This window comes from Pseudoflavonifractor sp. An187 (assembly GCF_002160275.1).
GTDB classification, from domain to species: Bacteria; Bacillota; Clostridia; order Oscillospirales; family Oscillospiraceae; genus Enterenecus; species Enterenecus faecium.
Genome location: NZ_NFKG01000006.1, coordinates 28,601 through 54,709, shown reverse-complemented (window position 1 = coordinate 54,709; position 26,109 = coordinate 28,601). Strand labels below are relative to the sequence as shown.

Sequence of the window (26,109 nt, the reverse complement as noted above, 5' to 3'; positions counted from 1 at the left end):
TCATGGTATGGGTTCTTCCTCCAGCATGCCCCCGTGGAGATGGAGCATCTTGTGGGCCATCTCCACCGTGGAGGGGTGGAGGATATGGGACACGGCAATCACCGTCAGGTGAGGGATGGAGAAAATCAGTGTCTCAATCTCCTGGGCGGTGGCCGGGTCCAAGTGGGAGGTGCCCTCGTCCACCAGCAAAATCTCCGGGTTGGAGAGCAGGGCCCGGGCAATGGCCAGCCGCTGCTTTTCTCCGCCGGAGAGGAAGGAGGCGTTCTCCCCGATGGGGGTGTGGACCCCCTGGGGCAGCCGGGCCACCATTTGGGCAAGCCCCGCTTTGTCCAAAGCCTCCATCACCTGCTCCTGGGTGTAATCCCGGTAGAGCCGCACGTTTTCCAGGATGGTATCGTCAAAGAGGAATGGCTCTTGGGGAATACAGCACAGTTTGGCGGCATAGGCTGTCCGGTCTACCTGCTCCACATCCACCCCGTCCAGGGTCACAGCCCCGGCCTGGGGCGGCAGCAGCCGCTGCAAGAGTTTCAGCAGGGTGGATTTTCCGCAGCCAGACTCCCCGTGGATGATGTACTTCTTCCCCTTTTCAAAGGCGTAGCTCTGGCCGCTGAGCAGCGTGCGATCCCCATAGGAGAAGGTGACGTGGTCCAGGGACAGGCTGTGGGCAAAGGGGCCGGGTTGGACACCCCCTTGGGGACGCTGGGGCCCTGTCACCAGCTGCACATACTGCCCCACCACCTTCAGGGCCGATTTCAGCTCGGCAATGTCCCCGCTGATGGTGGTCAGCGGAGAGGCAATGTACACCATCAGCTGGGCGGCGGCAATGATGGCGGGCACCCCCAGGTGTCCGGTGAGGGTGAGAAAGGCGCCGATGACGTAGATGCCCAGGTACATCACGTTGCCGATGGCAAAGGACACCTCATAGGACATGGCGTTGATCAGTTTGGAGTCGCTGCGGGCCCGCTCGGTTTCCACGCTCTTCTTCCGGTGCCGCCCGGTGAGAAAGCCCAAAATCTGATACAGGGTGGAGGTCTCATAGGACAGCAGGTCCTCTTTAGCGGTGACCATATACCCCTCGTTGCACTGAGCGTAATAACGCCCCTTCTCCGTGATCTTCTTGGAGAAAATGACGGGTACCACCATCTGCAATCCCGCCAGCAGCAGGACGTACATCCCCAGCCAGGGGCTCAGCCATATCATGGCCACGGTGGCCACCACAAACTTTAACACCTCGGGATAGAGGCGCAACAGAGCGGTGAAATAGGACTCCCGGACGATCTCCATGTTGCTGGTCAGCTCCGCCAGGTACTCCGCGGAATTGTTCTCCCGAAACTTGGGATAGGGAAAGTACATCACATGCTCATAGACGTCCTGCTTCAAGGCGGCAATCACCCGGCCCAACAGCAAAATCCGGGCCCGTTTCACGCCGTAGCCCACCCCGAAGCCCAGCAGCACATAGAGGGCGTAAAGGCCCACATACCGCCCCATGTCCTGCACTTGGCCGGACATGGCATAGTCCACAGCAGAGGCCATAGCCGCCGCCAAGCCGATCTCCACCAGAGCGTTGAGGGGCGCCAACAGGAGATACAGGGCCAGGTGTCCTTTTCCCTGTCTGAGATAGGTAAAAAACAGCCACAGGGGGCGCTTTCTCTCGTTCATCTTGTTCCTCTCTTTCTCGCAAGGGTTCCACACACAGATACCGTTTGATTATAGCACACCCGCCCCCATCCATGAAGGGTAAGTTTCCTTCCTGCACAATCAGACAAAAAGGGATACGCTGCAAACCTGACAGGTTTGCGGCGCATCCCTTTTTCTTATTTTGGCTGATTTCTCAGCCTAAACCGATTCAATTGCGGCGGCGGCGACGCACCACGGTGACAGCGCCCAGCGCCATCACAGCAGTGGCCAGAGCGGCCACATATCCCATCAGCTGAGCGGAGTCGCCCGTCTGAGGCACGTTCTCCGGCTTCTCAGTGGCCTGGGGCTGGTCGGTTGTCTCAGGGTTCTGAGAGCTCTCGGGCTGGTCCGAGGGCTGAGTCTCGCCCTCGGCGGTGAGGCCGTCCATGGCGGCGCTCAGAGCTGCTACGGCATCGTCCACCTTGTCCTGGTCGTCCTCAGACAGGGTGGCATCCGCCATCACAGCCTGGGCCGTGGCCAGAGCGGTGCGGAAGGCGGCCACGGACTCGGCGGTGTATCCGGTCAGGTCCATGCCCTCGGCCTGGCCGATGAGGTCTTCCAGGATGGACTTGTCCGCCTTGAAGCGTTGGGCCAGGATGGCGTCCAACAGAGCCTCCGCCACAGGCTGGATGTCCTCGTCCATGGCATCCCCATCCGCGGCCACGTCCTTGGCTGCGGCCAGAGCGTCCACCAGCTGCTGCCAGTTGGTCTCCACATACTTGTCGGCCTCAGCCATCATGCCGTCGGCCTTGGTGATGAGCTGCTCCAGTAGAGTCTTGTCGCCTTGGACAAGGCCTAGCCCCCAGATGCCCTCCAGCAGATTGTCCCAAGCGGCGTTCACCTGGGCCTGGTCGGCGTTCTCGTCAGCCATCACGGCCTTAGCCTCGGCCAGCACCTTCTGGAAGGCGGCCACGGCGGAGTCGGTGACACCATCGGTGGACAGGGTCTCGGCATAGGCGATGGTCTTCTCCAACAGAGTCTTGTCCACATCGCCGGGCTCGGGAGTGGGCTCCGGCTGACCCAGCACCTCTACGGCAGTGGAATAGGCCATCTGGAAGCCGTCATACTTGGCGGTGACGGTGGCAGTGACAATGGTCTTTCCAGAGCCCGCTACGGTCACCACGCCGTCCTGATACGTGGCCACGTCCTCATTTCCAGTGGTGTAGGTCACGGTGACATAGTCCTTGACACGGTCGGGAAGGGTGAACACCTGGGCGGTCTCCCCTGCCTCCAGCTCCACCTGGGTCTCTGCCTCCTGGATGAAGGCGAAAGGGTTCACCGCCTCATCCCGGTAGTAGAGGTGGTCCAGGGTAAAGCACAGGGTCCGGACCGCCTGGTCCACCGCTGCAAAGGTGTTCTCCACACCCTCCGCAGCCTCAACGGCCTGAGCCAGACGCTGGGCGCTCTCCGGGGTGAGCAATGTGGTGTCCACCGCACGTGCCTGCTCCAGCAGAGTGTCCAGCTGGGAACGGTCAAAGGCAGTGACGGTGAAGTCAAAGCTCACCTCATAGCGCAGCAGGCCGTTCTGGAACACTGCTGTGAGGGACACGTCGGTGTCCGTCTCCGGGCTGGTCACAGAGCCGTCCGCGGCGATGACATCCGGGTTGCTGCTGGTCCAGGTCACATCCATGCCTCCGGCAGTCTGGGGCAGGGTCAGGTCATAGCGCACATCCTGGGCACTGTCGTTGTCCCCCAGCAGCTGGGCGACCTCAAGGGTCCCCTCTACGCTCTGCTGGAACATGGTCTGGAACTCATCCAGGGCCTGCTCCTGCACTTCCTCCTGGGACAGGGCGATGTTGTACACTCGCACTTCATCCACCAGGCCGTCAAACAGGGTATCCCAGTTGTTCACGCCCAGGTAGATGTCCGCATTGGACCCAGACAGGGGGTTGTTGCTCTGGACGGTACCCAGGCTCACGCCGTCCCGATACAGGGTGGCCTGACCCTGGGTTCCAGTGATGGTGATCTGGTGCCAGGTGTCGGCGGGCACGGAGGTATTGGCCAGCGTGGTCCAGCTAAATCCGCCGCCATTGCCCCAGAACTTCAGTTTGGAGGTGTTGCTCTGGCTGCCGGACAGAGCCATCCAGTTCTCCGGGTCATGATAGCCCAGAAGGAGCAGCACCTGGTTTTCCGCCAGCGCGGAATGGTTTTTCACCCAGAAGGACACGGTGTACTCGTCCCCCACATCCTGCTGGTTGAGCTTCAGGCCATAGTCGCCCAGGCGGACCGCCTGGCCGTCCCGGCCCTGCTCATAGCTCACTTCTCCGGTGTAGCTGCCCAGCTTGTACCCCAGGGCCTGGGCATCGGTGCCGCCCTCCACTCCGTTGTCCAGGGTGTTCTCAAAGTCGAAGGAAGCCACCAGGCGATCGTCCAGGGTGCCGCCCACCGTCACGTTGGTCTGGGCGGTCTTGGTTACAGACCCCAGGGTCACGGTGGTGGTGATGACGGCGTTGCCGGAGGCCACCGCGGTAACCACGCCGTCCTGGGAAACCTGGGCCACGGTGTCGTCACTGGTCTCATAGATGACGGTGGGGACAGCTGCTGCCACCACCGGGTGCATGGAGACCTCAATGGACTGGGTGCGCCCCACCACCATGCTCAAGCTGGAGGTGGCGGTGATGCCAGTCTGGTCCAACAGGGTTTCGGTGGAGGTCTCACTGTCATAGAGACGGTAGATCTCCGCCTCACTGAGGGTGCGGTCGTACACCTTGACCTCGTCCACCAGCCCGGTAAACTCCTCGTCCCAGTTGTTGACACCCACATAGATGTCCTGGTCTGCCCCGGTGAGGGGTCCGTTGCTGGTCCCAGACCCGCACAGTTCCCCGTCCAGGTAGGCGGCCACGCCGCCGGAGGAACCCACCAGGGTCAACTGGTGCCAGCCCCCGCTGAGGTCGGCACTGCCCAGTGTGGTCCAGGAATAGCCGTTGCCGTTGGCCCAAAAACGGCTGTTGGTCAGGCCGTCGTGTTCTGTTCCGCCCACAGCCAGCCACTTCTCCGGGTTATGATAGCCCAGGAAGAGGACGCTCTGGTTATACACCACCGAGCCGTCCCAGTTCAGCCACAGGGACACGGTGAAGTTGTCCCCCAGGTCCTCCCGGTTCAGCTTCAAGCCGTAGTCCCCCAGCCGGAGGGCCTTGCCCTCCTTACCCGCTTCATAGACGGGGGCGCCGCTGTAGGCATTGAGCCCCGTCACGATGGCGGAGGCACCGCTGCCCCCCTTTTCGTCGGCGAGGGTTTCGCCGTCAAAGGAATAGTCGGCCACCAGTCCGTCCTCCAGAGCCACGCCCTGGGCGCTGGCCTGGAGGTAACCCGGCAGAGAGGTACTGGTAAACACCATGGCCCCGGCCAACAGGGCAGAGATGAATTTGCTGTGTTTCATATCCCTGTCTTCCTCCTCTCAGCGGTAGTCCTGCTCCACCACGGTGATGGTGATGGAAGCCTCATATTGCTTGCCTGCGTACTGGTAGGTGACCCGCAACTCCTTCTTACCCGTGGTGCTCATGTCCACCTCAGAGGCGTTGGTGGTGTAGTGGTCCACCGTCACATACTGGCCGTCCCCCGTTTGGAGCAGGATACGGATGTCGTCGGTGTTCAGGGTCTCCCCCACCGTGTACATCCGGGTGGTCTTCTGCACGTCGGCAGGCTGGCTGGTGACCGCGGTGTCCTCGGTGGAGACAAAGAAGGTGGCCTCCTCGTCCCCCACGTCCTGGGCCAGCAGCAGATCGCCGTCCCGACTGACCAGGTAGTAGCCGGGGTACTTCACGCTCTCAAAGCTCACGCCCTTTCCGGCAAAACCCTCCAGGGTGCGGAAGGTCATGCGCAGAGCCTCGTCCTGGGTGCCACCGGCGTCCTGGGCCAGCACCACAGGGATGGTGTCCCCGGAGCTGTCCCCGGCGGTGATGTACAAGCCCGGCTTGTTGTTGGACTCAATGGAGACGTACTCCTCCACGCTCTTGTCCGCCTTACCGGGATTGATTTCCCACTCCTTCTCGGTGCCGGTCTGGAAGAAGTCCACCAGAATGTCCTTGCTGCCCCGGGCGGTGAGGCTGGCGGTGCTCCAGTCGGTGATGGGGTAGAAGGAGTCGGACAGGGAGTTTTCAAAGGGCTCGTTGGCCACATAGGCCCCGGTGTAGTCGGTGATGGTGCTCACCGTACCGGTGAGGCCCACAGCGGTCTTGGCGATGGGGTCGATGGTGCCATCGGCATTGATCTCCATCTTCTCCACACAGGCCACCCGGCGGAAGCCGCTGCCGTGGGGCAGGCTGCCGTCGTGGTAGACAAAGTAGGTCTGACCCTGGAAGTCAAAGACTGCCATGTGGTTGGTGTTGCCTGTGGCAGAGGGCTCCATGAGGATGCCGCCAAACTCCCACTCATTGGTCATAATGTCATCGGTGGTGGCGTAGGCCATCTGCTCCCGCCAGTCGGTGGCAAAGAACATGTAATAGGGGCCAAAATAGTTGCCATTCTCATCCTGCTGCCGGTAGTAGTAGGGGGCCTCGGTGTAGCTGTGGCCCTCAAACTTGTCCTGGTCGTTGAAGATCTCGATGCCGTTCATCTTGCCAATGACGATGTCATTGGGGGTGCCGTCCTCCGAGTAGTAGCCCACCGAGAGGTGGGCGGGGTCGCCGTCCCGGTCCAGGATGGAGACCATGTCCTCGTTGAGCTCACAGACGAAGAAGCGGTTGTTGCCCCAGCCCAGATACCGGTGCTCCACTCCGTTCTCATCCGTCTCCATCCAGATGGTGGGGTCGATGTCCTCCCAGGTGTGGGGGCCGTTGGGGGTGTCGATGTTGCGCACCAGGGGGTGGCCAATGTCCACAAAGGGACCTGTGGCCTGGTCAGCCACCGCCACACCGATGGATTTACCGCCGCCGTTGGCTCGGTCCGCCTCGGTGCAGTAGTACAGATAATACTTTCCATCGCTGCCCTTGGCCACCTGAGAAGCCCAGGCGGACACGTCATCCGCCGCCCAGGAGATGTCAGCGGCGTTGAGGATCTCCCCCTCATAGGTCCAGTTCTCCATGTCTGTGGAGGAGTAGCACCGCCAATCCGGCATGTGATAGTACTCACCGGTGGAGGTGTCATGCCCCACGTAGCAGTATACGGTGTCCCCGTCCACCAAAATGGAGGGGTCTCCGCCGTAGAGCACGTCGCCATTTTCATCAAAGCCCAGCATGGGATTGCCGGATACACTCTTATCCAGGACTTTCACCTGGGGCTGGGTCTCCTGCCCTGCCACAGCGGCGTAGCCGCCCACGGCAATGCACATAAGCATTGCCGTGGCGGCTGCCACAAACCGTTTGCGGTTCATACGCTGTTCTTACCCCCGTTTCTTTTTTCCGTAGCTAATCACAAACATCAGTCCTACCAGAGCCAGCAGAGTCACCGCTGCGGGCAGCACCACATTGGCCTGGTCCCCAGTCTGAACGCTTCCGCCCTCCGAGTCGGGCTTCTGGGTAGCCTGGGGCTTGTCGGTGGTCTCGGGCTTGTCCGAAGGCTGAGTCTCGCCCTGGGCGGTGAGGCCGTTCATGGCAGCGGTGAGAACGGCCACGGCCTCGTCCACAGTCTTCTGGTCGTCCTCAGACAGGGTGGCATCCGCCATCACAGCCTGGGCCGTGGCCAGAGCGGTGCGGAAGGCGGCCACAGACTCGGCGGTGTATCCGGTCAGGTCCATGCCCTCGGCCTGGCCGATGAGGCCTTCCAGGATGGACTTGTCCGCCTTGAAACGCTGGGCCAGGATGGCATTCAGCAGAGCCTCCGCCACAGGCTGGATGTCCTCATCCATGGCATCCCCATCCGCGGCCACGTCCTTGGCTGCGGCCAGAGCGTCCACCAGCTGCTGCCAGTTGGTGGCCACATACTTGTCAGCGTCCGCCATCATGCCGTCGGCCTTGGTGATAAGCTGCTCCAGCAGAGTCTTGTCGCCTTGGACAAGGCCCAGACCCCAGATGCCCTCCAGCAGGTTGTCCCAAGCGGCGTTCACCTGCTCCTGGGTGGCATTGGTGTCGGCCATCACGGCCTTGGCCTCGGTCAAGGCCTTCTGGAAAGCGGCCACGGCGGAGTCGGTGACACCGTCGGTGGACAGGGTCTCGGCATAGGCGATGGTCTTCTCCAACAGAGTCTTGTCCACATTGCTGGGCTCCTCCACCTCTGTCACGGTGACAGTGAAGGTGTCGGTGACGGTGATGGTGTCCTGGGTGTAGGTGACGGTGATGGTCTGTGCACCCACCTGGTCCTTGTCATACCCGGTAACGCTGGCCTGGGCAGTGACATCCTGGGTGGTGCCGTTGCTGTAGGTGGCGGTGACGGTCATACCAGTGAGGTCCAGCTCCTCGCCCTGGGTGTACTCAGTCTTGTTGGGAGCGGTGACCTGGATGGACTCCAGCACCACGTCCTCCTGATAGGTCAGGTTGTCCATGACCTCTTGCAGAGCCTGGGCGGCGGCGTCCGCCTCCTGGGTGGTCTGAACGGTGGTCAGAGCCTCCTCCGCGGTAGCGATGGCCTGGGCCAGAGCCTGGGCGCTGTCCTGGGTCAGGGCGTCCATGTCGATGCCCTTGGCAGCCTCAATGGTCTGCTCCAGCAGGTAGGTGCTCACATAGTCCTCAGAGCCGTAGGCGCGCTGCAGAGCGTCATACTCCTTGGCGGTGAGGGGCATCACGTAGCCATGGCGGTACTTGCTGGGCATGGAGTACTGGCTGTCGTCCAGCATGGTGAACTCCCCGGAGGACAGATCGGTGGTGATCAGAGGATAGTAGCCCTGGCCTCTGGCGAAGCGGTCCACCATCAGGCACCACTGGTCCTCACCCTCTGCGCTCTTCTCGTTGAGCTTGAAGATGATGGGGCCTTCCACAGCGCCCTGAGCGGCGGGCAGGTTGGTGCTCAGGTCCACAGACTCGATGGGAGTGAAGGTGCCCAGCACGGAGTCGGCCACGTCAATCTCGATGATGCCCCGGCTCTCGTTCTTGGTATAGCGGTAGTACTTGCCATCGTCCTCGATCATGGTGGAGTCGATGACCTTGATGCGCTTGCCGTTGGCATCGGTGCCACCGGCGTGGTAGAGCACGGGATCGGTGAAGGTGCGGAAATCACGGGTCTTGCTGTAATAGATGGCGTGGTTCTCATACTCCTGGGCGATGTTGCCCTCCTCGTCCACCTCAATGGAGGTGGCGGACCAGTACACCACATACTCCCCGGTGGTGTCATCATAGATGAACTCCGGGGCCCAGGTGCATCCGGCGTTCTCGGGGGCGATCTCGGCAATCCAGGGCTCGCTCCAGTTCACCAGGTCGGTGGACTCCCACACCACAATGCCGTGGCTGCCGCTGCCGCCAGCGCCGGGCCAGTTGCCGCCGTTGTGGTAGATGCTCAGGTCGGTGGCGATCATGTAGTATTTGTCGCCCTCGGGCGCCCGGGCGATGAAGTGGTCCCGCAGGCCGCTCTCACCGATGTTGCTGGTAAGCACTGCCTGGTTGTTGTTCAGGTCGGTCCAGTTCAAGCCGTCCTCACTGATGGAGAAGTAGGTCTGCTCGTGGGAGGCAGCGGCCTCGTTGCCGGTGAAGTGGACAAACAGGTAGCCCACATAGTCGTCCTCGGTGACGGCTTCCGCCTTGGCCTTGACCACCACGTCATAGGTCTTGGTCACGGAAGTCTGGCCCTCCTTGGAGAAGACAGCGGTGAGGGTGACGGTTTGGTCCTCCTCCCCGCGGGTGACCACACCAGCGGGGGTGGCATCGTAGTTCTCGTTTTCCACCACAGCGGTGCTGATGACGTCCTCGTTGGAGGAAGTCCAGGAAATGCTCACGCCGTCCTGCTCCTGGGGCAGGGTGATGTTGCCCCGGATGTCGTCGGCGTTGGGGATGGTAAAGGTCTCGGCCACCCGCTGCACGTCCTCCAGCATGGCCAGACGGTCCGCCTCGTCCTGCTGGTAAGAGGTCTTGACCTCCCACTCAGACATGGCGTAGTCGTAAACCTTCACATTGTCGAAGTAGCCACGGAAGTACAGGTCCTCCCCGTAGAAGGACTTGCCCAGATAGGCCTTCAGGTTGTCGCCCAGATCGGAGATGCTGATGCCGGTGTTCTGCTTCTCTGCCACCAGCTCACCGTCCCGGTAAATACTGATACTATCCTTGGTCACCACCAGCTTGAGGTTCACCCAAGTGCGGCTGTTGTCGGGATAGGCGCCGCTCCAGGAGGCAATCTGCTCGGTGCTGTAGCTACCAGTGGTGATGGCCAGCTTCAGGTTGGTGGGCATGGTCTTCAGGAACAGGTACTTCTGGTTGTCCTGACCAATGGTAAAGGTGAAGAAGTTGCCCCAGCGGGTCACTTCCTTGACGTCCATGGAGATGGTGACGCTGTCCATGCCGTCGAAGAAGCCCTCGGGGAAGGCCAGATAGCTGTCATTGCCGCCCCAGCCGTCGCTGCTGTCGCCGTCCAAGTAGAGCACCTGGCCGTAGTCGGGGTCCTGGGCGTACACAGCGCCGCCCTCCAGAGTGGCGTCGTTGTCGCCCACGCTGTCCTTGGCGGTCTCGCCGTTGCAATCCTCGTCAAAGTTGTACTCCAGCACAGGCTGGGCCTCCTGGGCCTCACCGGCCACCTTCAGGGTCACGGTGATCTCAGAGCCGCCCTTCACAAACTCGTCGTCGGACATGTTCAGCACAGGCACGCCCTCGGAGTCAAAGAACACGGGCTTGACGTAGGCGTGGCGGCAGGCGTCGTACAGGGGGTCGCCGCTGTGGTTGGCGTGCTCGGCGGCGTTGCGGGCGTGGTAGACGATGACAGGGTTGCCATCCTCATCCACGGTAAAGGAGTTGTGGCCAGGGCCGCACAGCTCGTCGTTGAAGTCGCCGCTGGTCATGATGGGATAGGGGGTCTTGGTCCAGGAGTCGGGGTCCAGCAGATCGCTGGTGGCATCCGCGGTGAGCAGGCCGATGCAGTACTCTGCGCCGGTGCCGGAGGCGGAGAAGGCCATGTACACCTTGCCATTGTTCTGGAGCACAGAGGGCCCCTCATTGACAGTGTAGCGCTGGAGCTCCCAGTAGTACTCCGGCACCGAGATCACCGAGCAGTTGCTGGTCAGCTGGGTGGGGTTTACAGGGTCCACGCTGGCGATGTAGATGCTGGACACGCCGTTGGGGTTGTCCGCATTGCGGGTAAAGTCGGCCCAGGCGTAGTAGGCCTTGTCCCCCACCTCAAAGTAAGTCATGTCCAGAGACATGGCGTTGAGGGCGGTGGTATCCCCGGCCTTGAGGTTGATGCGCTGCGGCTCGCCCCAGCTGTCGGGGTTGGTGATGTCATCGGCGTTGTTGCACTTGAGCAGGAAGGGGCGCAGATCGAAGCTGTACCCGCTCTCCACCCGGGCGGCGGTGCTCAGGAAGTACCAGGAGTCGCCGATCTTGTGCAGCTCGGGGGCCCAGATGAACTGACCAAAGCCCTGGCTCTCACTCTCGTCCCAGATCACATACTCCTGGGCGTCGGCCAGACCCTCGATGGTGTCCGCCACACGGATGACCAGGCGGTCATAGCCGTCCGCCCCGTCCTTGCCGTTGACGGGATAGGAGGCGGTGAAGTAGTACAGGTCCCGCTCCTCGTCGTAGGTAATGCTGGGGTCTGCCCGCTCCTCAATGAGGGGGTCCTGGGCGTCGGTGTAGTAAGCACTGCCACCGATGGTGCCCCGGATGGTGTACTCCACGCCGGGACGGCTGGTGTCCACCTTGTCCAGATCGGAGGTATTCCAGCGCACATCGTAGGTGCGCTCTTCCCCGTTGGAGTACTGAGCGATCAGCTCACCCACAGCCTCATCCAGAGCCTGCTGGGCATCGCCGTTCTCCTCCACGGTCACCTCCTGGGTCACCGGGGTGATGGAGGTGTTGTAGGGGTTGGAGTACTTGGCAGTAAGCTTGTCATACTCCGCCTGGGTCAGGGGGATGGAGGTGGCCCACACAGCGTCAGAGGGCACGCCAGACAGGCTGGAGAAGGTATAATTTGTACTTTCTGCTTTTTCAAACGCAGACAAATCCTTGGAGGAGTACTGGTGCACCGTCCCGGCCTTATCCTCTACATACAAAAGGTATTCCTCTGCGGTCAAATCGTACACGCACGCCAGCTTGGCGATGCTGGACACGCCGGGCAGGGACACCGTGCGCTCGTTGGTGTAGTCGATGAGGTCGTCCGAGTCGTACACCAGGATGGTGGAGTTGTTGCCGCCATCCCCGGCGATCATGGCAAAGCGGTCTCCATCTGCCTTGCGCAGCAGCACGGGAGACACATAGGCCTTGGCCCCCAGGGTGGTGTACATGATGGGCTGGTCCTTGTGCAGAGCGGTGAAGGTGCCGTCTGCCTCCTCCTGAGCAACCTTCATGCCGCCGGTCTGGCCACGCAGGCCATCGGTGGACAGATCGGGGTCATTGCTCACATAGGAGGCGATGTCCGCGCCCTGCTCCAGCACCACCAGCTTGATGTCCTTGGTCACATCGTCGGCCCCATCCAGGCTCAGGGTAGCGGTGAGGGTCACAGCGGCGTTGCCGTTCTGGGGGCGGGTCACGTTGCCCTCAGACGTGACAAACTCCTCATCGCTGGAGGTCCAGGTGATGGAGGCAGCCCCGATGGAGTCGGGCAGCTCCAGGTCTCCGGCAATGTAGCCAGCGCCCAGCGTCAGCTGGTCCCGATAAATGGCCAGATCGCCATTGGGGTTCTGCTTGGGCACCGTCACGGTAAACTCCTTGGTGTCAGACACCTGCCCCAGGGAGATGGTGGCAGTGAGGGTCACCTGGGTGTCTTCCTCCGGGCGCACCACGGTGCCATCGGGAGCGATGACATCGGGATTGCTGGAGACCCAGGAGATGGTGGTGTAGCCGCTGCTGCCCACGGTGGGCAGGGTCAGGTCCATGCTGGCCATGTCAGCCACGGTCAAAGCGGCCTTGTCCCCCGCCACAATGGCAGCAGCCTCGGTCTCGTCGGACAGGTACTCGGTGCGCACCTCGTCCTCGGTGAGGGCCTTGGAATAGACCTTGAAGTCGTCCATCTTGAAGTCCCCAGAGTTCCAGTAATGGGGGCTGGCTGTGCCCAGATAGATAAACTGGGTGCTGGAGACGAAGTCCAGCATGTAGTCGGTGCCCTTCCCCGGGTTGACGCCCTGGGTGGAGGGAGTCAGCTCCTTAACCAGGGCCCCATCCTTATACATGCGAATCTGCTGGTTGTCCATCACCACGGTGACATGCTCCCAGCCGCCGTCCTTGGTGACGGTACCGCCAAACTCCTTCATGTCCTGATAGGTGGCGGCGCCGGGATTGTCGTTGAAGTAGATGCTGCCGTTACTGGACATGCCATAGAATCCATCGGCGTTGCCTGTGCCGGAAGAGAAGCTCCAAATGCCCAGCCAGGTGTCCACGGCGTTGGCGTCAATCCATGCGCTCACCGTGAACCCTCCGGACAGGTCTTCGCCATACAGCGGGTTGTCGGTCTTGACCCAGCTCTTCCCGCTGCCCGACTTCATCACCTCGCCCCGGGTATCATCGGTGACAAGGGTGGGCTGGCTGGAGCCTTCTCCAGTACCCACAGTACCGGGATGGACGGAATCTTGCCAGTTACCATTGAACTGGTAATTGGCCACGAGGCTGTCCTCTGGCGAAGCCGCTTTGGCCTGCACCATGCCAGGAACTGCCACGTAGCTGGACAGCATGCCTGCCGCCAGCAACAATGATAGAACTTGCTTTTTCATATGCCCCTCCTATGTGATAAGATTGATTTCATCATACAACTTCCTAAATTTGTAGTCAACGAAAAATGCACATTTTTTACAGATTTGTGAGGAGCCAACAATACAATTTTGTAGATTTCACTCAATTTCCGGTACATCACATGTTATGTCCCTTTGATTGTTTCCAAAAAGAAATATAATCCAGCCCTCTGGATACCCACAGGCAACTTTGCTCAATTGGTTTTATTATACAATTTTATATTTTTCCTAAAAATATTCTCTCTTTTCTCCTCCTTCCGTCCTATTGGTTTCTATCGCGCAGGAAATGTTACCACTAAAAAACATGAAGACAGCAAAAGTCCGGTGCAGAATATCACGTTCTGCACCGGACTTCTCATCAGGATAGAAGTAGCTGGGGTTCTCACCACAGAAAGGCAATGGCATAGAGCGCCGACACGCCAAATAGAGACAACATGGCCAGCACCACCAGGGCCACTGCTCCGCCCAACATCTGCCGAATCAGCCCCTGGCCTTGATGGGCTGCCAGAGGGGCAAATACCGTCAGGTAGCCGCCCCACAGCATCAGGCAGGCGATTCCAGCGGGATACCAGGCTTGGCGCAACACCAGCTTTGCAAACTCCAGCATGGGTGGCCGCTGGGCCAAGCTCTCCACCAGCCATCGCTCCCAGGCTACAGGCGGGGCGTGGAGAATGAATTGCTGTACCGTCTCAGGCAGATGACGCCACAGGTTCTCGTCCATCCGAGCCAACAGGGACACCGCTCCGCTCTTGTACAGCACCACCGCCATCAGCCCCAGGCCTAACAGCATTCGTGCTATGCACAGCACCGTGGCCCACAGGGGATACCCGTCTTTCTCCTCTTTTTTCTTTTTGGACCTTCTGAATTTGAAGGACGGAAGGGAGATGGACCGGGACGGTGCCCTCCGCCGCTGCTTGGTGCGCTGCTGTGGGGCGGGCGCGCTGGGACCGGGACGGCGGCGCTCCACCACCCGCCAGTTGACGCGACACACCCACTCTGCAGCAGCCCGCTGGGGTGTATCCACGGGGGCCAGGAGGTCCGCCGCTGCACGGATGGCAGCGTCCTTCTCCCTGCCCTGTTCCACATGGTCCAGGTATGTTGCATAGAGGCCCGCTCTGGCAAAGGCCTCTAACATCGCTCCATAGGGGGCCAGGGCCGAATTGGCCCGGGCCAGCTGGCCAATCTTGGGGTCTCCCAGCACTTTGGTGCCGTAGCGACGTACCAGCTCCCGCAGCGCATGCTGGGCCTCGCCCTGCCCATTGCGCTGCATATGACTCTCTCTTGACTCCTCTCTGGGTTGTAGCCCATGATTTGGATTCAATTCTAATTTCACCACTTTCGCCTTCTTGGGCGGCGTCTCTCACACCGCCTCTGGAATTGGCCCTTATCATACCACAGTTTCAGAAATAAAGTCAAATGACAAGAGACGGTTCCTCCCATGGGAAAAACCGTCTCTCTTGTACCAATCAGTGAGCCAGAAGCGCCTGCACGCCGAAGAACAGCAGCACCAGCGCGCCCAGCACAATGCGATACCAGCCAAAAATCTTGAAGTCGTTTTTTTTCACAAAGTTCATGAGGAATCGGATGCACACCACCGACACCACAAAGGACACCACAAAGCCCACGGCCAGAATGGCGGCCTCTTCCCCGGTGAAGACGGGCTCCCCTGCCATCAGCTTCTCGGCAAAGAACTTGCCCAGCTTCAGAATGCTCACGCCCACCATGGTGGGGATGGCCAGGAAGAAGGAGAACTCAGCGGCGGCGGGTCGGGCGCAGCCAATGAGAATGGCGCCCAGAATGGTGGCTCCAGAACGGGAGGTACCGGGGATGATGGACAGAGTCTGGAACAGGCCGATAAGCAAAGCGGTCTTCCAGGTGATGTCTCCGGTACTGCGAACGGAGGGGGTACGGTGCAGGTTCTCCACATAGAGGAACCCAAGACCATAGATGATCAGAGCAGCGGCCACCACCCAGGGGGTCATGAGGTGCTCATCCATCCAGTCGTTCAGGGGCAGGCCCACCACCGCAGAGGGGATGCAGGCCAGCACCACCTTGCCCCACAGGTTCCAAGTGTCCCGTTTCTGGCGGACAGACTTGCGGGGAGAAAATGGATTGAGCCGGTGGAAAAACAGCAGCAGCACCGCCAGAATAGCGCCCAGCTGGATTACGTAGCGGTACATATCCATAAATTCCGTGGTGACGTTGAGCTTGATGAACTCATCCACCAAAATGAGGTGTCCCGTAGAGCTGATGGGCAGCCATTCCGTGATGCCCTCCACCACGCCTAGGAACAGAGACTTCAACAGTTCCAATACTAGCATAGAAAAACTCCCTTGTATGTCAGATTTCCAACACGTTCGCCGTGTTTTGGTGCACAGGTATCATGGGGACACATCCCCACAACATTCCCGTGCAACGGCTGAGCCTATCTTTGACATCATACCATTTGACGGGCCATTAATCCAGTGTAAATCGAAAACTTAAGAAATTTCTTAAACGCCCTCTTGCAATTGTCCACTTGAAGAAAGTTGAACGTTATCATACTCCCAAATAATGTGTTATGATGTCTATGGCCAAAGGTATTCCAATCACTATCAAAGCTCCAACCAGCAACACCAGGAAAATCCGTAAGAGTAACGGCTTTTTCTTCTCTGTGTCCGGCTCATACGCTTCTACCGATGCCCCATAAATTTGATACTTTCGAACCAGATGCGCTTTGAGAAGATTGGGACATCCCACCGTAAACAACGCACTAAGGATAAAAATGCCCCATACCACGATAGTGCGAATCGCTGTTTGTCCCAACAGCGGGCCAGTCATTCGAGCAACTATAACTCCAGCAACAGAGAAGATAAGCACAGAGCCAGCCAGTTTTTGAGGTTCTTTTCCTTCTTCTCTGCCAACATAATACCCACTCTTAACACGCCACCAAGTCCATCCAAGATTTACACCAACAATCAGAAGCCATGCTGCTGGAAATATTACGTAGTACCCAGGCCAAAATTCAGACACTTCCACATAAGATATAGAGAGCAATAGGAATACAAATGAAGTATAAAGCGTAGCCAGTCCTGTCAGCAGAAATTGCTGGTAGTACGTTAGCCGAGAGAATTTTCTTTTCAGTATAATTGCAACAATGCTCTGAAATAAAATTACTGCAACTAAAAGAACAGCTGATACAAATTTTTTGCTGACATGAGCAAATGCAACGGATGGAACAGCAAAAGGTAGATATAACTCTACCATCGTAAACAAAAAGTTTATGTTCACTGTTTTTTCATGATACCACCTGACATATGCCTCCGCATATTCTCTCTTCAAACATCATCCCTCCACTCTACACGTACCCCCATCATACCCTACTCTCCATACATCGGCAAGAGCCCCGTGAACCAGATCGTTCACGGGGCTCTCTAACATCTCAAATTCGGTTGGGATGCTTAGTACAGCTTAGCGCCGGCGGGGATGTGGTCATCCACCATCAGCAAATGCAGCTTCTCTACGCCCTCCTCGTGGTGGACAGCGGAAATCAGCATGCCGCAGGAATCGATGCCCATCATGGGCCGGGGAGGCAGGTTGGTGATGGCGATGCAGGTCTTGCCCACCAGCTCCTCGGGCTCATAATACTCATGAATGCCGCTCAAAATCACACGGTCGGTGCCGGTTCCGTCATCCAGAGTGAACTTCAGCAGCTTCTTGGACTTCTTCACAGCCTCACAGGAGAGCACCTTCACGGCACGGAAATCAGACTTGGAGAAGGTCTCAAAGTCCACGAAATCAGAGAACAGGGGCTCGATCTCCACCTTGGAGAAGTCGATCTTCTCCTCCACCTTCTGGGCCGCAGCAGGAGCGGCCACAGCGGCGCTCTCGGACTTCTTGGGCATGTCCAGAGGCTTCATGGTGGGGAAAAGTTTTCCCAACAATTCGTACATCGTCATATTCATTCAAATCCTTTGTTTTGCTTACTTTCCCGAACTTCATACTCATTCATATTACATCAGGAAAAAAGCAAAATTGTTGTCAATCTGCTGTCCTCGCAGAATTTTTGTTGTCAGGACTCACACCGAGAACCCTTCTCAAAAGATGTCCAACTTCGATAAGTTGTTAAATGATTCCTGCTTCTTCTGATCTGTAGCTTCAGCATAGATATCCATCGTCGTTTCAATGTTGCGATGTCCCATGATATCTTGGATCACTTTTAGATTTGTTTCGTGCTCACAGAGTCTGGTACAAAAAGTGTGTCTTAGATGGTGACAAGAAAAATCCGGAAGAATGACCGGCTCACGACGTTCTCTTTTTGCTTTTCGGTAAATTACTCCTCGATTGAAAAGAGTGCTTTAATCATTTTTGCAACTTCATCTGGAGCCGGATTTGTATTGTCAAGTTTCATATAGTTCTCAAACGGCAGTTCTTCGCCGTCATAGGAATTAAGGCGATACTTTTCGCTCGTTGCCCTCATTTCAGATTCGCTCCAATTGAGATCACGCTTCCGTTTGCTTTTTTATCCCCGGCATTTTATCCCCCTGCGGGGATAGGACAACCGCCCGGTATGTTTATCCCCGTTCATAATTGTTGATATAGGGATTATACCGTCTAATTTTGTAGATTTTTCCGAGATTTTCCGTAGAATTTTCGTAGTCGGTCGCAAGTTTAGACAAGAACAAACAACAAAATGCTGTATAATGTCAAATTTTACCTCCCTTTGAATACTGCACCGTAAGAAAAGACTTTATGGCTCAAAAACAGCCGCCATCTGTCTGATGGCGGCTGTAAAATGTTAGATATTCTGTTCCTTTTTCTTTCTGCTGTAAAGCGTCATGCCATAGACGCCGGCTCCGGATGCAGCCAGAAGACCAATCCACAGCATCATGTTGCTGCCGTCCCCGGTCTGCGGAATAGTTGTATCGGAAAACTGATCGCCCGCGCCGGTCTGCTCTCCGTCCTGAACCGTACTGGTTTCAAACGGTGTGTTGGAGCCAAGGATAGCATACTGGCTCAGATGGGTAGTCTCAAACACCAGGAAGTCGCCTTCCGCCACCGCGTCAAAGCGTTCCAGCTCTTCACCCAGATATACCGCCTGATAGTATTTGTAGCCCTTCAGGTGGTCGTTCATCGGGATTTTGACCGTCATGGGGTTATCCTTGATTTCCAGAGCTTTACCGTCTTTTCTAACGCTGATGTCGTAAATGGACAGCAGGCCCGGCAGCTCCTCTTTCAGTTCCGGACGGCTTCCCAGCACGCTTTCCTGTGCAATGGTGTCGGCATAAAGCTCTGCACCCTCTGGCACTCCATCGGTCAGGGAGATGGAAACACCGGTTTCGGAAGCAGTCAGATCTTTGGCGCCAGTATCCTCACCAGGTTTTGTTCCAGGATCAGTGCCCGGATCCTCACCAGGTTTTGTTCCAGGATCAGTGCCCGGATCGGTAGAAGTCCCGGACGGGGATACTTTGATCACATCATTGGTGCAGTAGTAGCTATACATGCCGGTCTTTACCACGTTGGTGGTATAGCCTGCCGGAATATCTTCTTCGGTCGCACCGCTGACGCCTTCTCCAGCCACAGGCACTACAATTTTTGTCAGGATTGTCTGACCCCAATCCTCCGCAGTTACGTCATCAACGGCGGTCTGATAGACCAACCACTGGGATTGATTCGGGTCTACTCCCCAATAAAACCTCTGCCCGTCCTTGATCAGCACTGTCATAGAGCTGATATCGCCTATTTTGGCGCTGATGGTTTCCCCTGAGTCGGTATATCCCTCAGGCAGAGCGTCCTTTTCAAGTCCGTCAACGGTAGCAATTTGAACGGCAAGATATTCTTTTTGGCTAGGAAGTCCTTCCACCTTCACCAGCTCGTGGATATAGCCCACAGGCTTGCCGTTTGTTAAATCGCTGCCGGTGTAGATTGTTCCGTAACTAACGCCGTATTTCTTTCCGTCCTCGCCCTTGGTGAGAACCTTCCAGTCTTGAGCAACATAGTTACTTTCATATATGACATTTTCCCATTCGGTGGTCTCCCCCTCGATGCCGGAATTGGCGGTCAGGGCAAGCTCTGTTTCCAGATTACCTGTGAAGGGAAGGGTTGAGGATGTTGTCGATACAAAGGCCGCAGAATAAGTGTTTTCACCTGCGCTCTTATACGCTGTCACAGAAGCGTTTGAGCCGACCTTGAGCAGACCCTGTGTTCCCTCGGCCATAAAGCGGATCGCCGCAGTCTGAGACGTTTTGTTTTCATTGATGGTCAGGGAGCCGTCTCCGGTAATTTCCAGATTGCCGCCCCAGCCGAAGCCCCATACAACCAGTTCGGCGATATGATTGTCACCCACCAGATGAAGCTTCAAATCGTCGCCCATCTCGTTGGTGGCAAGGGTCATTTCCGGGTGGTTGTAGTTTGTCAGGGTGATGGTGTTGGTAGCCTTGTCATAGACAGCGCCCTCCACCGTGTCAGCCTCGCCGCCGTTGCTATAAAGTACATAGCCATCGGGTTCTTCTACACTGCTATCATACAGCTGCACCCATGCGGCGCTCATGTCCCCGGACGAGGGGCCGTTCTCCGCAAACGCCGGCACAGCCATTCCAACAGCCATACAAAGCGTCAGCAGTCCTGCAAGCAGTTTTCGCTTCAATTTCATAACTGATTTTTCTCCTTTCAAGATAACATTCATGTGAATAAACGGTTTGATCATTCTCTTTGGGGTATCACCGCCTTTTTCTCTATATTTCTATGCCATCCGTTCCCCGGTGCGCCGGTTCAGGCAGCCAGGGCGGAACGAATAACCTTCTTTGCCGCAGTTAAAGTTCTTTATGCTTTGGTGAATACCAAAGCATAAAGAAGGGATATTCCTTCTTGAAAAGGATACCGGCTGCGCCGGGGCGGGCTGTGGGTTTTGCACGAAGCCCGCCCGCAGGCGCTTTGCCGGTTTTGTTTTATCTTTAAGCCTTATTTCCCGGCCGCTGTTTTTTCCCGTTTGTAGAACAGCATCCCCAGCAATCCGCCGCAGGAGGCCAGCATCAGGCTGATCCACAGCGCCATATCGCTGCTGTCCCCGGTCTGGGGGTTTTCTGTTTGCCCAGAAGGCTTGCCCTGCTGTTCGGGTTTGGCTGGGTCGGTTGGGTCAGCCGGGTCAGCGGGGTCTGTCGGGGTGGTCGGGTCAGTCGGCCCAGCCGGATCGGTGGGATCTGTTGGAGTAGTGGGGTCAGTTGGGTCGGTGGGGTCGGTCGGATCTGTTGGAGTAGTGGGGTCAGTTGGGTCGGTGGGGTTAGAACCAAGGATTGCGTACTGGCTCAAATGGTCGGTTTCAAACACGAGGAAGTCTCCTTCCACCACCGCGTCAAAGCGTTCCAATGGGTCGCCCAGATACACCGCCTGATAGTATTTGTAGCCTTTCAGGTGGTCGTTCAGCGGGATTTTCACCGTCATGGGATTGTCCTTGATTTCAAGGGTTTCCCCATTCTGGCGGACGCTGATGTCGTAAATGGACAGCAGGCCCGGCAGCTCCTCTTTCAGTTCCGGACGGCTTCCCAGTACGCTTTCCTGCGCGATAGTATCAGCGGAAAGGGTCGCGTCCTCCGGCACACCGTCGGTCAGGGAGATGGAAACGTTGGTGTCGGAGTCGGTCAGCTCGGTAACATTTTTCTCCCACACAGCATAAAGCTGTATGTCATAGATACTGGTGGAAGCGGGGTTTTCACCGTATTGTAAGCTGCGGTAATAGCTTTCCCAATCGGCAAACCAGTCAGAATTTGCGGTGTTTGCAATTATGCTGTTACGTTCGCCAGACGGCGAGAAAGACCAGCCCGCAAAGGTATAACCCTCACGCACGGGGATAACCCCTCCGATGTCGAAAAACTGTCCGTTTTCCACGCTCTTGAGGTCAATTTCACGGATAGCTTTTTCCCCGTCCTTCAATGCTCCGCCGTTGGGATTGAAAGTAACCGTACAGCCTCTTGTAAAGATTGGCGCCAAGTTTTTGTCCCCTGCCCCATATCTTAAACCGTTTTCAAAATCAAAGGTTATAAAGGTTTTACCGTCTTTTACCGTTTTTGTTTCACCCGAACCAATAATTGTATCATACCCTGATTCTCTCCAGCTTTTAAAATGATAGCCGGGCCGAACAGGATTTGGCAGAACAATCTGCTGCTCTTCCCGCTGGATATAATAGCGGTCAGGCAAATCCGCCAATTCTTCCTCGGTAAAATAGTTTTCCACGCCTTCATAGTTTATATTGTAATAAGGCTCATAAAAGGTAACATAGAACTGAGAGAAACCTCCGCCATACATCGATTGTACAGGCCCATGACCGACGTGTCCGCAGCCTTCTGTGCCCACTTCCTCGCCTTCGGCTCCCTTACCGCCGGCATAACAAGCGTCTAAACGCATGGGTAAACCAGTATTGTTAACATATCCTGCATTGAAAGTATGCCCCGGAAGTTCGCATGCCGCTTCCAAAGCGGACTGTAAATTACTATATTCTTCTTCCCCATAGGCTGATGGGTCGATCTCTAATAACTTGTTTTCAATGGCAATCTTTATCGCATTGTCATAATATTTTGTTATGGGTTCCAGCTTTGACAAATCCGGCGTGCTGGTTGTTAAATAGCCATCACTTACATACCTCGGTTCATGAGCACTGTAATTAGAATTAGGAATATTAACATATCCCAAATACAGGTCTGCATTCATGAATTTAACCGTAGTTATATACTTCCAATACTGATAGTCCGCCGTGATACACCCGCAATTGCCCTTGTGAATGTCCACGTTGGGCTGTGCGGTGAAACTCTCGCCGGGCATAACCAGTATATCCATGTTGTTTCTATGCGTATCCTCATTCAAAACGTGGTCTACGTGTGTGTATTGCGGGCCGTCAGCGCCCGGCTCCTGTTCAGCAGGCGTAGTGGCTGCGGCTGCCGGTACGGCCATTCCCGCCGCCATGCAAAGCGTCAGCAAACCTGCAAGTAATTTTCGCTTCATGATTGTTTCCTCCTTGTCAAATAAGATTGTTTATCCTTTGGTGTAAGCAAAGGATAGAAGGGGCGCCCCTTCTAAAAATTTTTCCTGCCGGCTGCCTGGGACAGGTTTTGCATGAAGCCCCGCCTGCAGGCGCTTTTGCCGGTTTTGTTTTATCTCTCAGCCTTATTCCTCGACCACCACCTTTTTCCGCCTGCAGTCCAGTATTCCCAGTACGCCGCAGGAGACCAGCAGAACGATATAGACGGCGTTTTGCCCTTTATCGCACTGGAGCGCTCTGCGGGAGAGCGGCGCCCTGCATTTCGGACAGAATTTCACGCTTGGGGCCGGCCGCTGTTCCCTATACGGCATAATGCCGGTCCGGCACGAAACAGCGGCGGTTGATCATCAGCTCGTTCTCAAGGTACTGGGCAACCTTATCGGCTACGGCGGTCACCGCCCGTTCCTCTCCCTGGGCCGACAGGCCGGGACAGGGTTCACGCATGGAAACCGTCAGTCCGGTCCCCACATCCTGTATCTCTGTCGAAAGGCTGAAGGTGCTGACGTTCCCGTAAACCGAAAGCCGGGCGACCACCGCGCCGCTTTCATTCTTCCAGTATTCCGCCCCCTCCGCGTCCAGCACGTCGTAAACAGCCATCTGCACATACCGCCGGACATAGGGAAGGAGCCTTTTCACCTGACACATTCCGTTTCCCTCCTTGTCATGTATTCCTTGTTTGCGGTTTTCCGCCGCTTCCCTATTCGATGTAACCGCTGATGGGCTCTGCATACATTTTGTTTTCAGTCACCGGCTTGTAGCGGTCACTGCCGGTGCTTTCATACCATCCGGCCTCCGCCCGGTAGATTTCGCCGGTCTGCGTGTCGTACACGCGCTCGTAGCCGCCGGTTTCGTCGCTCTGCATCTGGCTGGTGATGTCCTGCTCGACGTTCCGGCCCTCCCAGGCCGCCATGATGATTTCCAGCCTCTCGTTGGTGATGCGGCTGATTTCCTTTGACATCGCCACCTTTTCTTCACCGGCCTGCTCAGTGGCTTTTACGAAACTCTCAGAATAGGCGAGCGTTCCAAGGCATTTGGTGAGGACGCTCTCCCATTCGATGAAGGTATCCTTCGCGGCGGTGACCGCCATGACGTTGTATGCCATGTAGTAGCCGCCGTCCGCCCAGGGGATGATATATCCTACCGGCAGTCCTGCGGCAATATCAACGCTTCCGAAGTCCACCACCGACGCGGCGAACATCCCCTCGCCTTCCTTGCCGTTTTCGGTAAAGGACGCCCGCAGCGTCTCTTCTCCCAGAGCATACGAGGACAGGAGGCTGGCCGAGGCAAAGCGGTCGGTCACGGCAAAGCCGTCAAACCGGGGGAAGGTATAGCCGGCATAGCTCGGCTCCCACTGCTCTGCAAACACCGCGTATTCCGAAAACAGCTTGAAAAAGTTTTCGGTGGAGGGGGTTGTCAGCACCGGCGCCTGGGAAAGCATCTGCGCCCATGTGTTCCCCATGGTGACGTTATACGCATAGGCGTCCTTTCCCTCCTGGCTGTGCAGCAGGCCCTCCGCCTTCAGCAGGACAAACATCTGGTTGAGGGGCTGGCTGGGATCCTGCACCCGGATGGAATGGTACATGGCCGTACCGCCGCTGGTGACTGTCCAGCCCTTGGGGATCTGCAGGCTGAAATCCGCCGTTTCATACAGCTCGGTTTCGATGGACCTGGCCGCTGTCTCAGTGATTTTTACGTCGTTTTCTTCTTTCGTGATGGTCCCGTCGCTGTTGACGACAGGCTCCTTTCCGCCCGGCTGCCCCTGCCCGGCGCAACCGGCGAGGGAGAGCGCCAGCGCCGCCGCCAGCAGCAGGGATAATACGCTTTTCTTTTTCATAGCAGAATGCCTCCTGATCGATTTTTATTAATTTCAATAGCCATCCAGAGCGAGGAGCTTCTCCATCACATCCGGCGGGTATGCGATGTAGCCCGATTCATAGTCCTCGCCTATCGCCTCCGTGGCGGGGAGAAGCTTGTAGTCCGCCGTGATGATATAATCATGGGCGATGGTGAGCACGTCGCTGTAATACCGGCTCAGCAGCTCCAGCTTTACAAGCCGGTAGCGGTTGCCGCCGCCGAATTTTGGGAGATAGGCGGCGGGGGTGCCGTCGGCGTTGGTGGTCTTTTCCTCATAGCTCAGATCATTCTCGGAGATATCGTCGTACATGATCTGGTAAAACGCCTGATCGGTCGCCAGGATGTTCCCATTTAAGATGGCAACCGCTTTTTCTCCGTCCCCCACGGCCTCGTCCGCCACCTCGTAAACAATATAGCCGTCCTCATCGTCGTCAAAATAAATCCCTTCAAAGTTCTCGGAGGGGAGCTGTCGTTCTGCCGCCGCCTCCAGCTTCCCGTCTGCGATCAGCAGATAGCTGCCTCCGACGTGCACAATCCGCTGGGCTCTGTCCCGCAGCCCGACGTCCTCGGTCAGCGTTTTTCCGTCTGCGTTGTAGCGCCAGGCGTGCGTCAGGACAGGATGGAGATACTTGCTCTCCGTCGCAGTGTACGGGCCGTTGTTGCTGGCAGACTTGACCGAATACCGTTTGCCGCCCCGGTAGACCACCTCCAGGTCGGCGCCGTTGAAATCGTTGGCCTGGAGGTAGACGGGCTGTTCCGCAAGGGGCAGGGTTCCCACCTCCCGGCAGTTCTGTCCCCCCGGCAGGGTCGCGTCGCAGCGGTACTGATAGATTTTTCCGCCGGACAGGAAGACGCTGGACAGATTGCCGCCGGCCTTTTTGGGGTTGAGATCCGAAAAGACGGTTTGCAGGCTCAGCACGCCTTCTGCGCCGGTAAAGGTTTTGTAATCCGACTGGTCAAAGGCGACGCCCCGCTTTTTCAAAAGCTCCTGCTCCAGCGTTTCCGGCTCAGGTTCCGGCTCCGGCGCCGAAGCGGCAGGCGTGCTGCTGGCGGACGCTGTGGAGCTGCCTGTATCGGAAGACGGCTCCGAAGGCTCCGTCCCGCCGGAGCAGCCGACAAGCAGCAACCCCATCGCCAGCAGAAGCGGCAGCAGCCGCCTGCAGAGGCTTCGCTTTTTGGTATATTGAATCAAATCGGTTTGTTCGTTCATTCTCTTTCCTCCTGAAGCTGGTGTGCGGACAGCAGGGCTTTCTCAGCCCTCCAGTTTCAAAACCCCGCGGTTCACCTTCATGGCAAGGATCCGGCGCACACTTTTCCTGCGACGCCGGTATGCCGGATTCCTGGGAAACAGAACTGCCCGAAGAAGTGCTGGGATTTGCACACCCGCCGGATATGGCGATGAAAGCGCAGCACAAGGCGGCGAGCATTCTCTTCCATTTTATCCCCGTCATTTCTCACACCTCCTGTCCCCTGAAGCGGCGTTTTTTAAGCGTCTTCCTCCCCTTTCGTCATCAGGGTATTTTCCAAATGCCGGACGATCTGGTCCAGCATCTCCTGCAGAAGCCGGTACGCTCTCTGCTCCGGTATCCCGTCGCAGGGGCGGCGCAGCGAAACCGTCAGTTCGGTTCCAAACGCTTTTTCCTCCGCCGTTATGGAAAGGGAGACGTCTGTTCCGTCCTCTCTCCATTCGGCAATAACCCTTCCCGGCTCTTCCTCCCCAAAAGTAATCCCTTCCTGCCGCAGCACGCCGTACACCGAGCGCAGGACAAAGGAGCGCACATAGGGAAGTTCTCTTTGAACGTATTCCATCATTTCTTCTCCTCCTGAATTTTTG

Annotated in this window: 13 protein-coding genes and 2 pseudogenes; all 15 read right to left on the bottom strand. The window is 57.3% G+C overall.

The features are described from left to right. The 15 genes and pseudogenes from B5F22_RS04730 to B5F22_RS04655 all read right to left on the bottom strand — a co-directional run bounded on the left by B5F22_RS04730 (position 1) and on the right by B5F22_RS04655 (position 26,087). A complete protein-coding gene (locus tag B5F22_RS04730; protein WP_087391430.1) occupies positions 1-1,659 on the bottom strand; it encodes an ABC transporter ATP-binding protein in 1,659 nt (552 codons plus the stop codon). Between the two features lie 187 nt (positions 1,660-1,846). Further along, complete coding sequence (locus B5F22_RS04725) at positions 1,847-5,056, bottom strand: LamG-like jellyroll fold domain-containing protein (protein WP_087391428.1); 3,210 nt, start codon at positions 5,054-5,056, stop codon at positions 1,847-1,849. An 18-nt stretch (positions 5,057-5,074) separates the two neighbouring features. Further along, entirely contained in the window at positions 5,075-6,988 is a 1,914-nt protein-coding gene (locus B5F22_RS04720; RefSeq protein ID WP_087391424.1) for a family 43 glycosylhydrolase, read from the bottom strand. Positions 6,989-6,997: 9 nt separating this feature from the next. Next, positions 6,998-13,393 (bottom strand): family 43 glycosylhydrolase, encoded by a 6,396-nt coding sequence (locus B5F22_RS04715; RefSeq protein WP_087391422.1) that lies wholly within the window; start codon positions 13,391-13,393, stop codon positions 6,998-7,000. 400 nt (positions 13,394-13,793) lie between these two features. Next, positions 13,794-14,681: a hypothetical protein gene (locus B5F22_RS04710; RefSeq protein WP_087391420.1), complete on the bottom strand. Its 888-nt coding sequence runs from the start codon at positions 14,679-14,681 to the stop codon at positions 13,794-13,796. Between the two features lie 196 nt (positions 14,682-14,877). Further along, the gene (locus B5F22_RS04705; RefSeq protein ID WP_087391418.1) at positions 14,878-15,732 is read right to left on the bottom strand and encodes an undecaprenyl-diphosphate phosphatase; all 855 of its coding nucleotides are present in this window, start codon (positions 15,730-15,732) and stop codon (positions 14,878-14,880) included. 217 nt (positions 15,733-15,949) lie between these two features. Next, on the bottom strand, positions 15,950-16,732 hold the full coding sequence (locus B5F22_RS04700) for a hypothetical protein (RefSeq protein ID WP_087229388.1): 783 nt from the start codon (positions 16,730-16,732) through the stop codon (positions 15,950-15,952). A 119-nt stretch (positions 16,733-16,851) separates the two neighbouring features. Beyond that, positions 16,852-17,322, bottom strand: a pseudogene (locus B5F22_RS04695) (lysine--tRNA ligase); the annotation flags it as partial. 165 nt (positions 17,323-17,487) lie between these two features. Next, positions 17,488-17,712, bottom strand: a pseudogene (locus B5F22_RS04690) (tyrosine-type recombinase/integrase); the annotation flags it as partial. 476 nt (positions 17,713-18,188) lie between these two features. Beyond that, entirely contained in the window at positions 18,189-20,096 is a 1,908-nt protein-coding gene (locus B5F22_RS04685; protein WP_143482188.1) for an LPXTG cell wall anchor domain-containing protein, read from the bottom strand. Positions 20,097-20,350: 254 nt separating this feature from the next. Then, positions 20,351-22,384: an InlB B-repeat-containing protein gene (locus tag B5F22_RS04680; protein ID WP_087391413.1), complete on the bottom strand. Its 2,034-nt coding sequence runs from the start codon at positions 22,382-22,384 to the stop codon at positions 20,351-20,353. A gap of 337 nt (positions 22,385-22,721) precedes the next feature. Then, on the bottom strand, positions 22,722-23,066 hold the full coding sequence (locus tag B5F22_RS04675; RefSeq protein ID WP_087391410.1) for a hypothetical protein: 345 nt from the start codon (positions 23,064-23,066) through the stop codon (positions 22,722-22,724). Between the two features lie 52 nt (positions 23,067-23,118). Then, a complete protein-coding gene (locus B5F22_RS04670; protein WP_087391408.1) occupies positions 23,119-24,255 on the bottom strand; it encodes a hypothetical protein in 1,137 nt (378 codons plus the stop codon). 33 nt (positions 24,256-24,288) lie between these two features. Next, positions 24,289-25,257, bottom strand: coding sequence for a hypothetical protein (locus tag B5F22_RS04665; protein WP_087229373.1), 969 nt, complete (start codon positions 25,255-25,257; stop codon positions 24,289-24,291). A gap of 503 nt (positions 25,258-25,760) precedes the next feature. Next, complete coding sequence (locus B5F22_RS04655; RefSeq protein WP_087229370.1) at positions 25,761-26,087, bottom strand: hypothetical protein; 327 nt, start codon at positions 26,085-26,087, stop codon at positions 25,761-25,763. Positions 26,088-26,109: the final 22 nt, after the last annotated feature.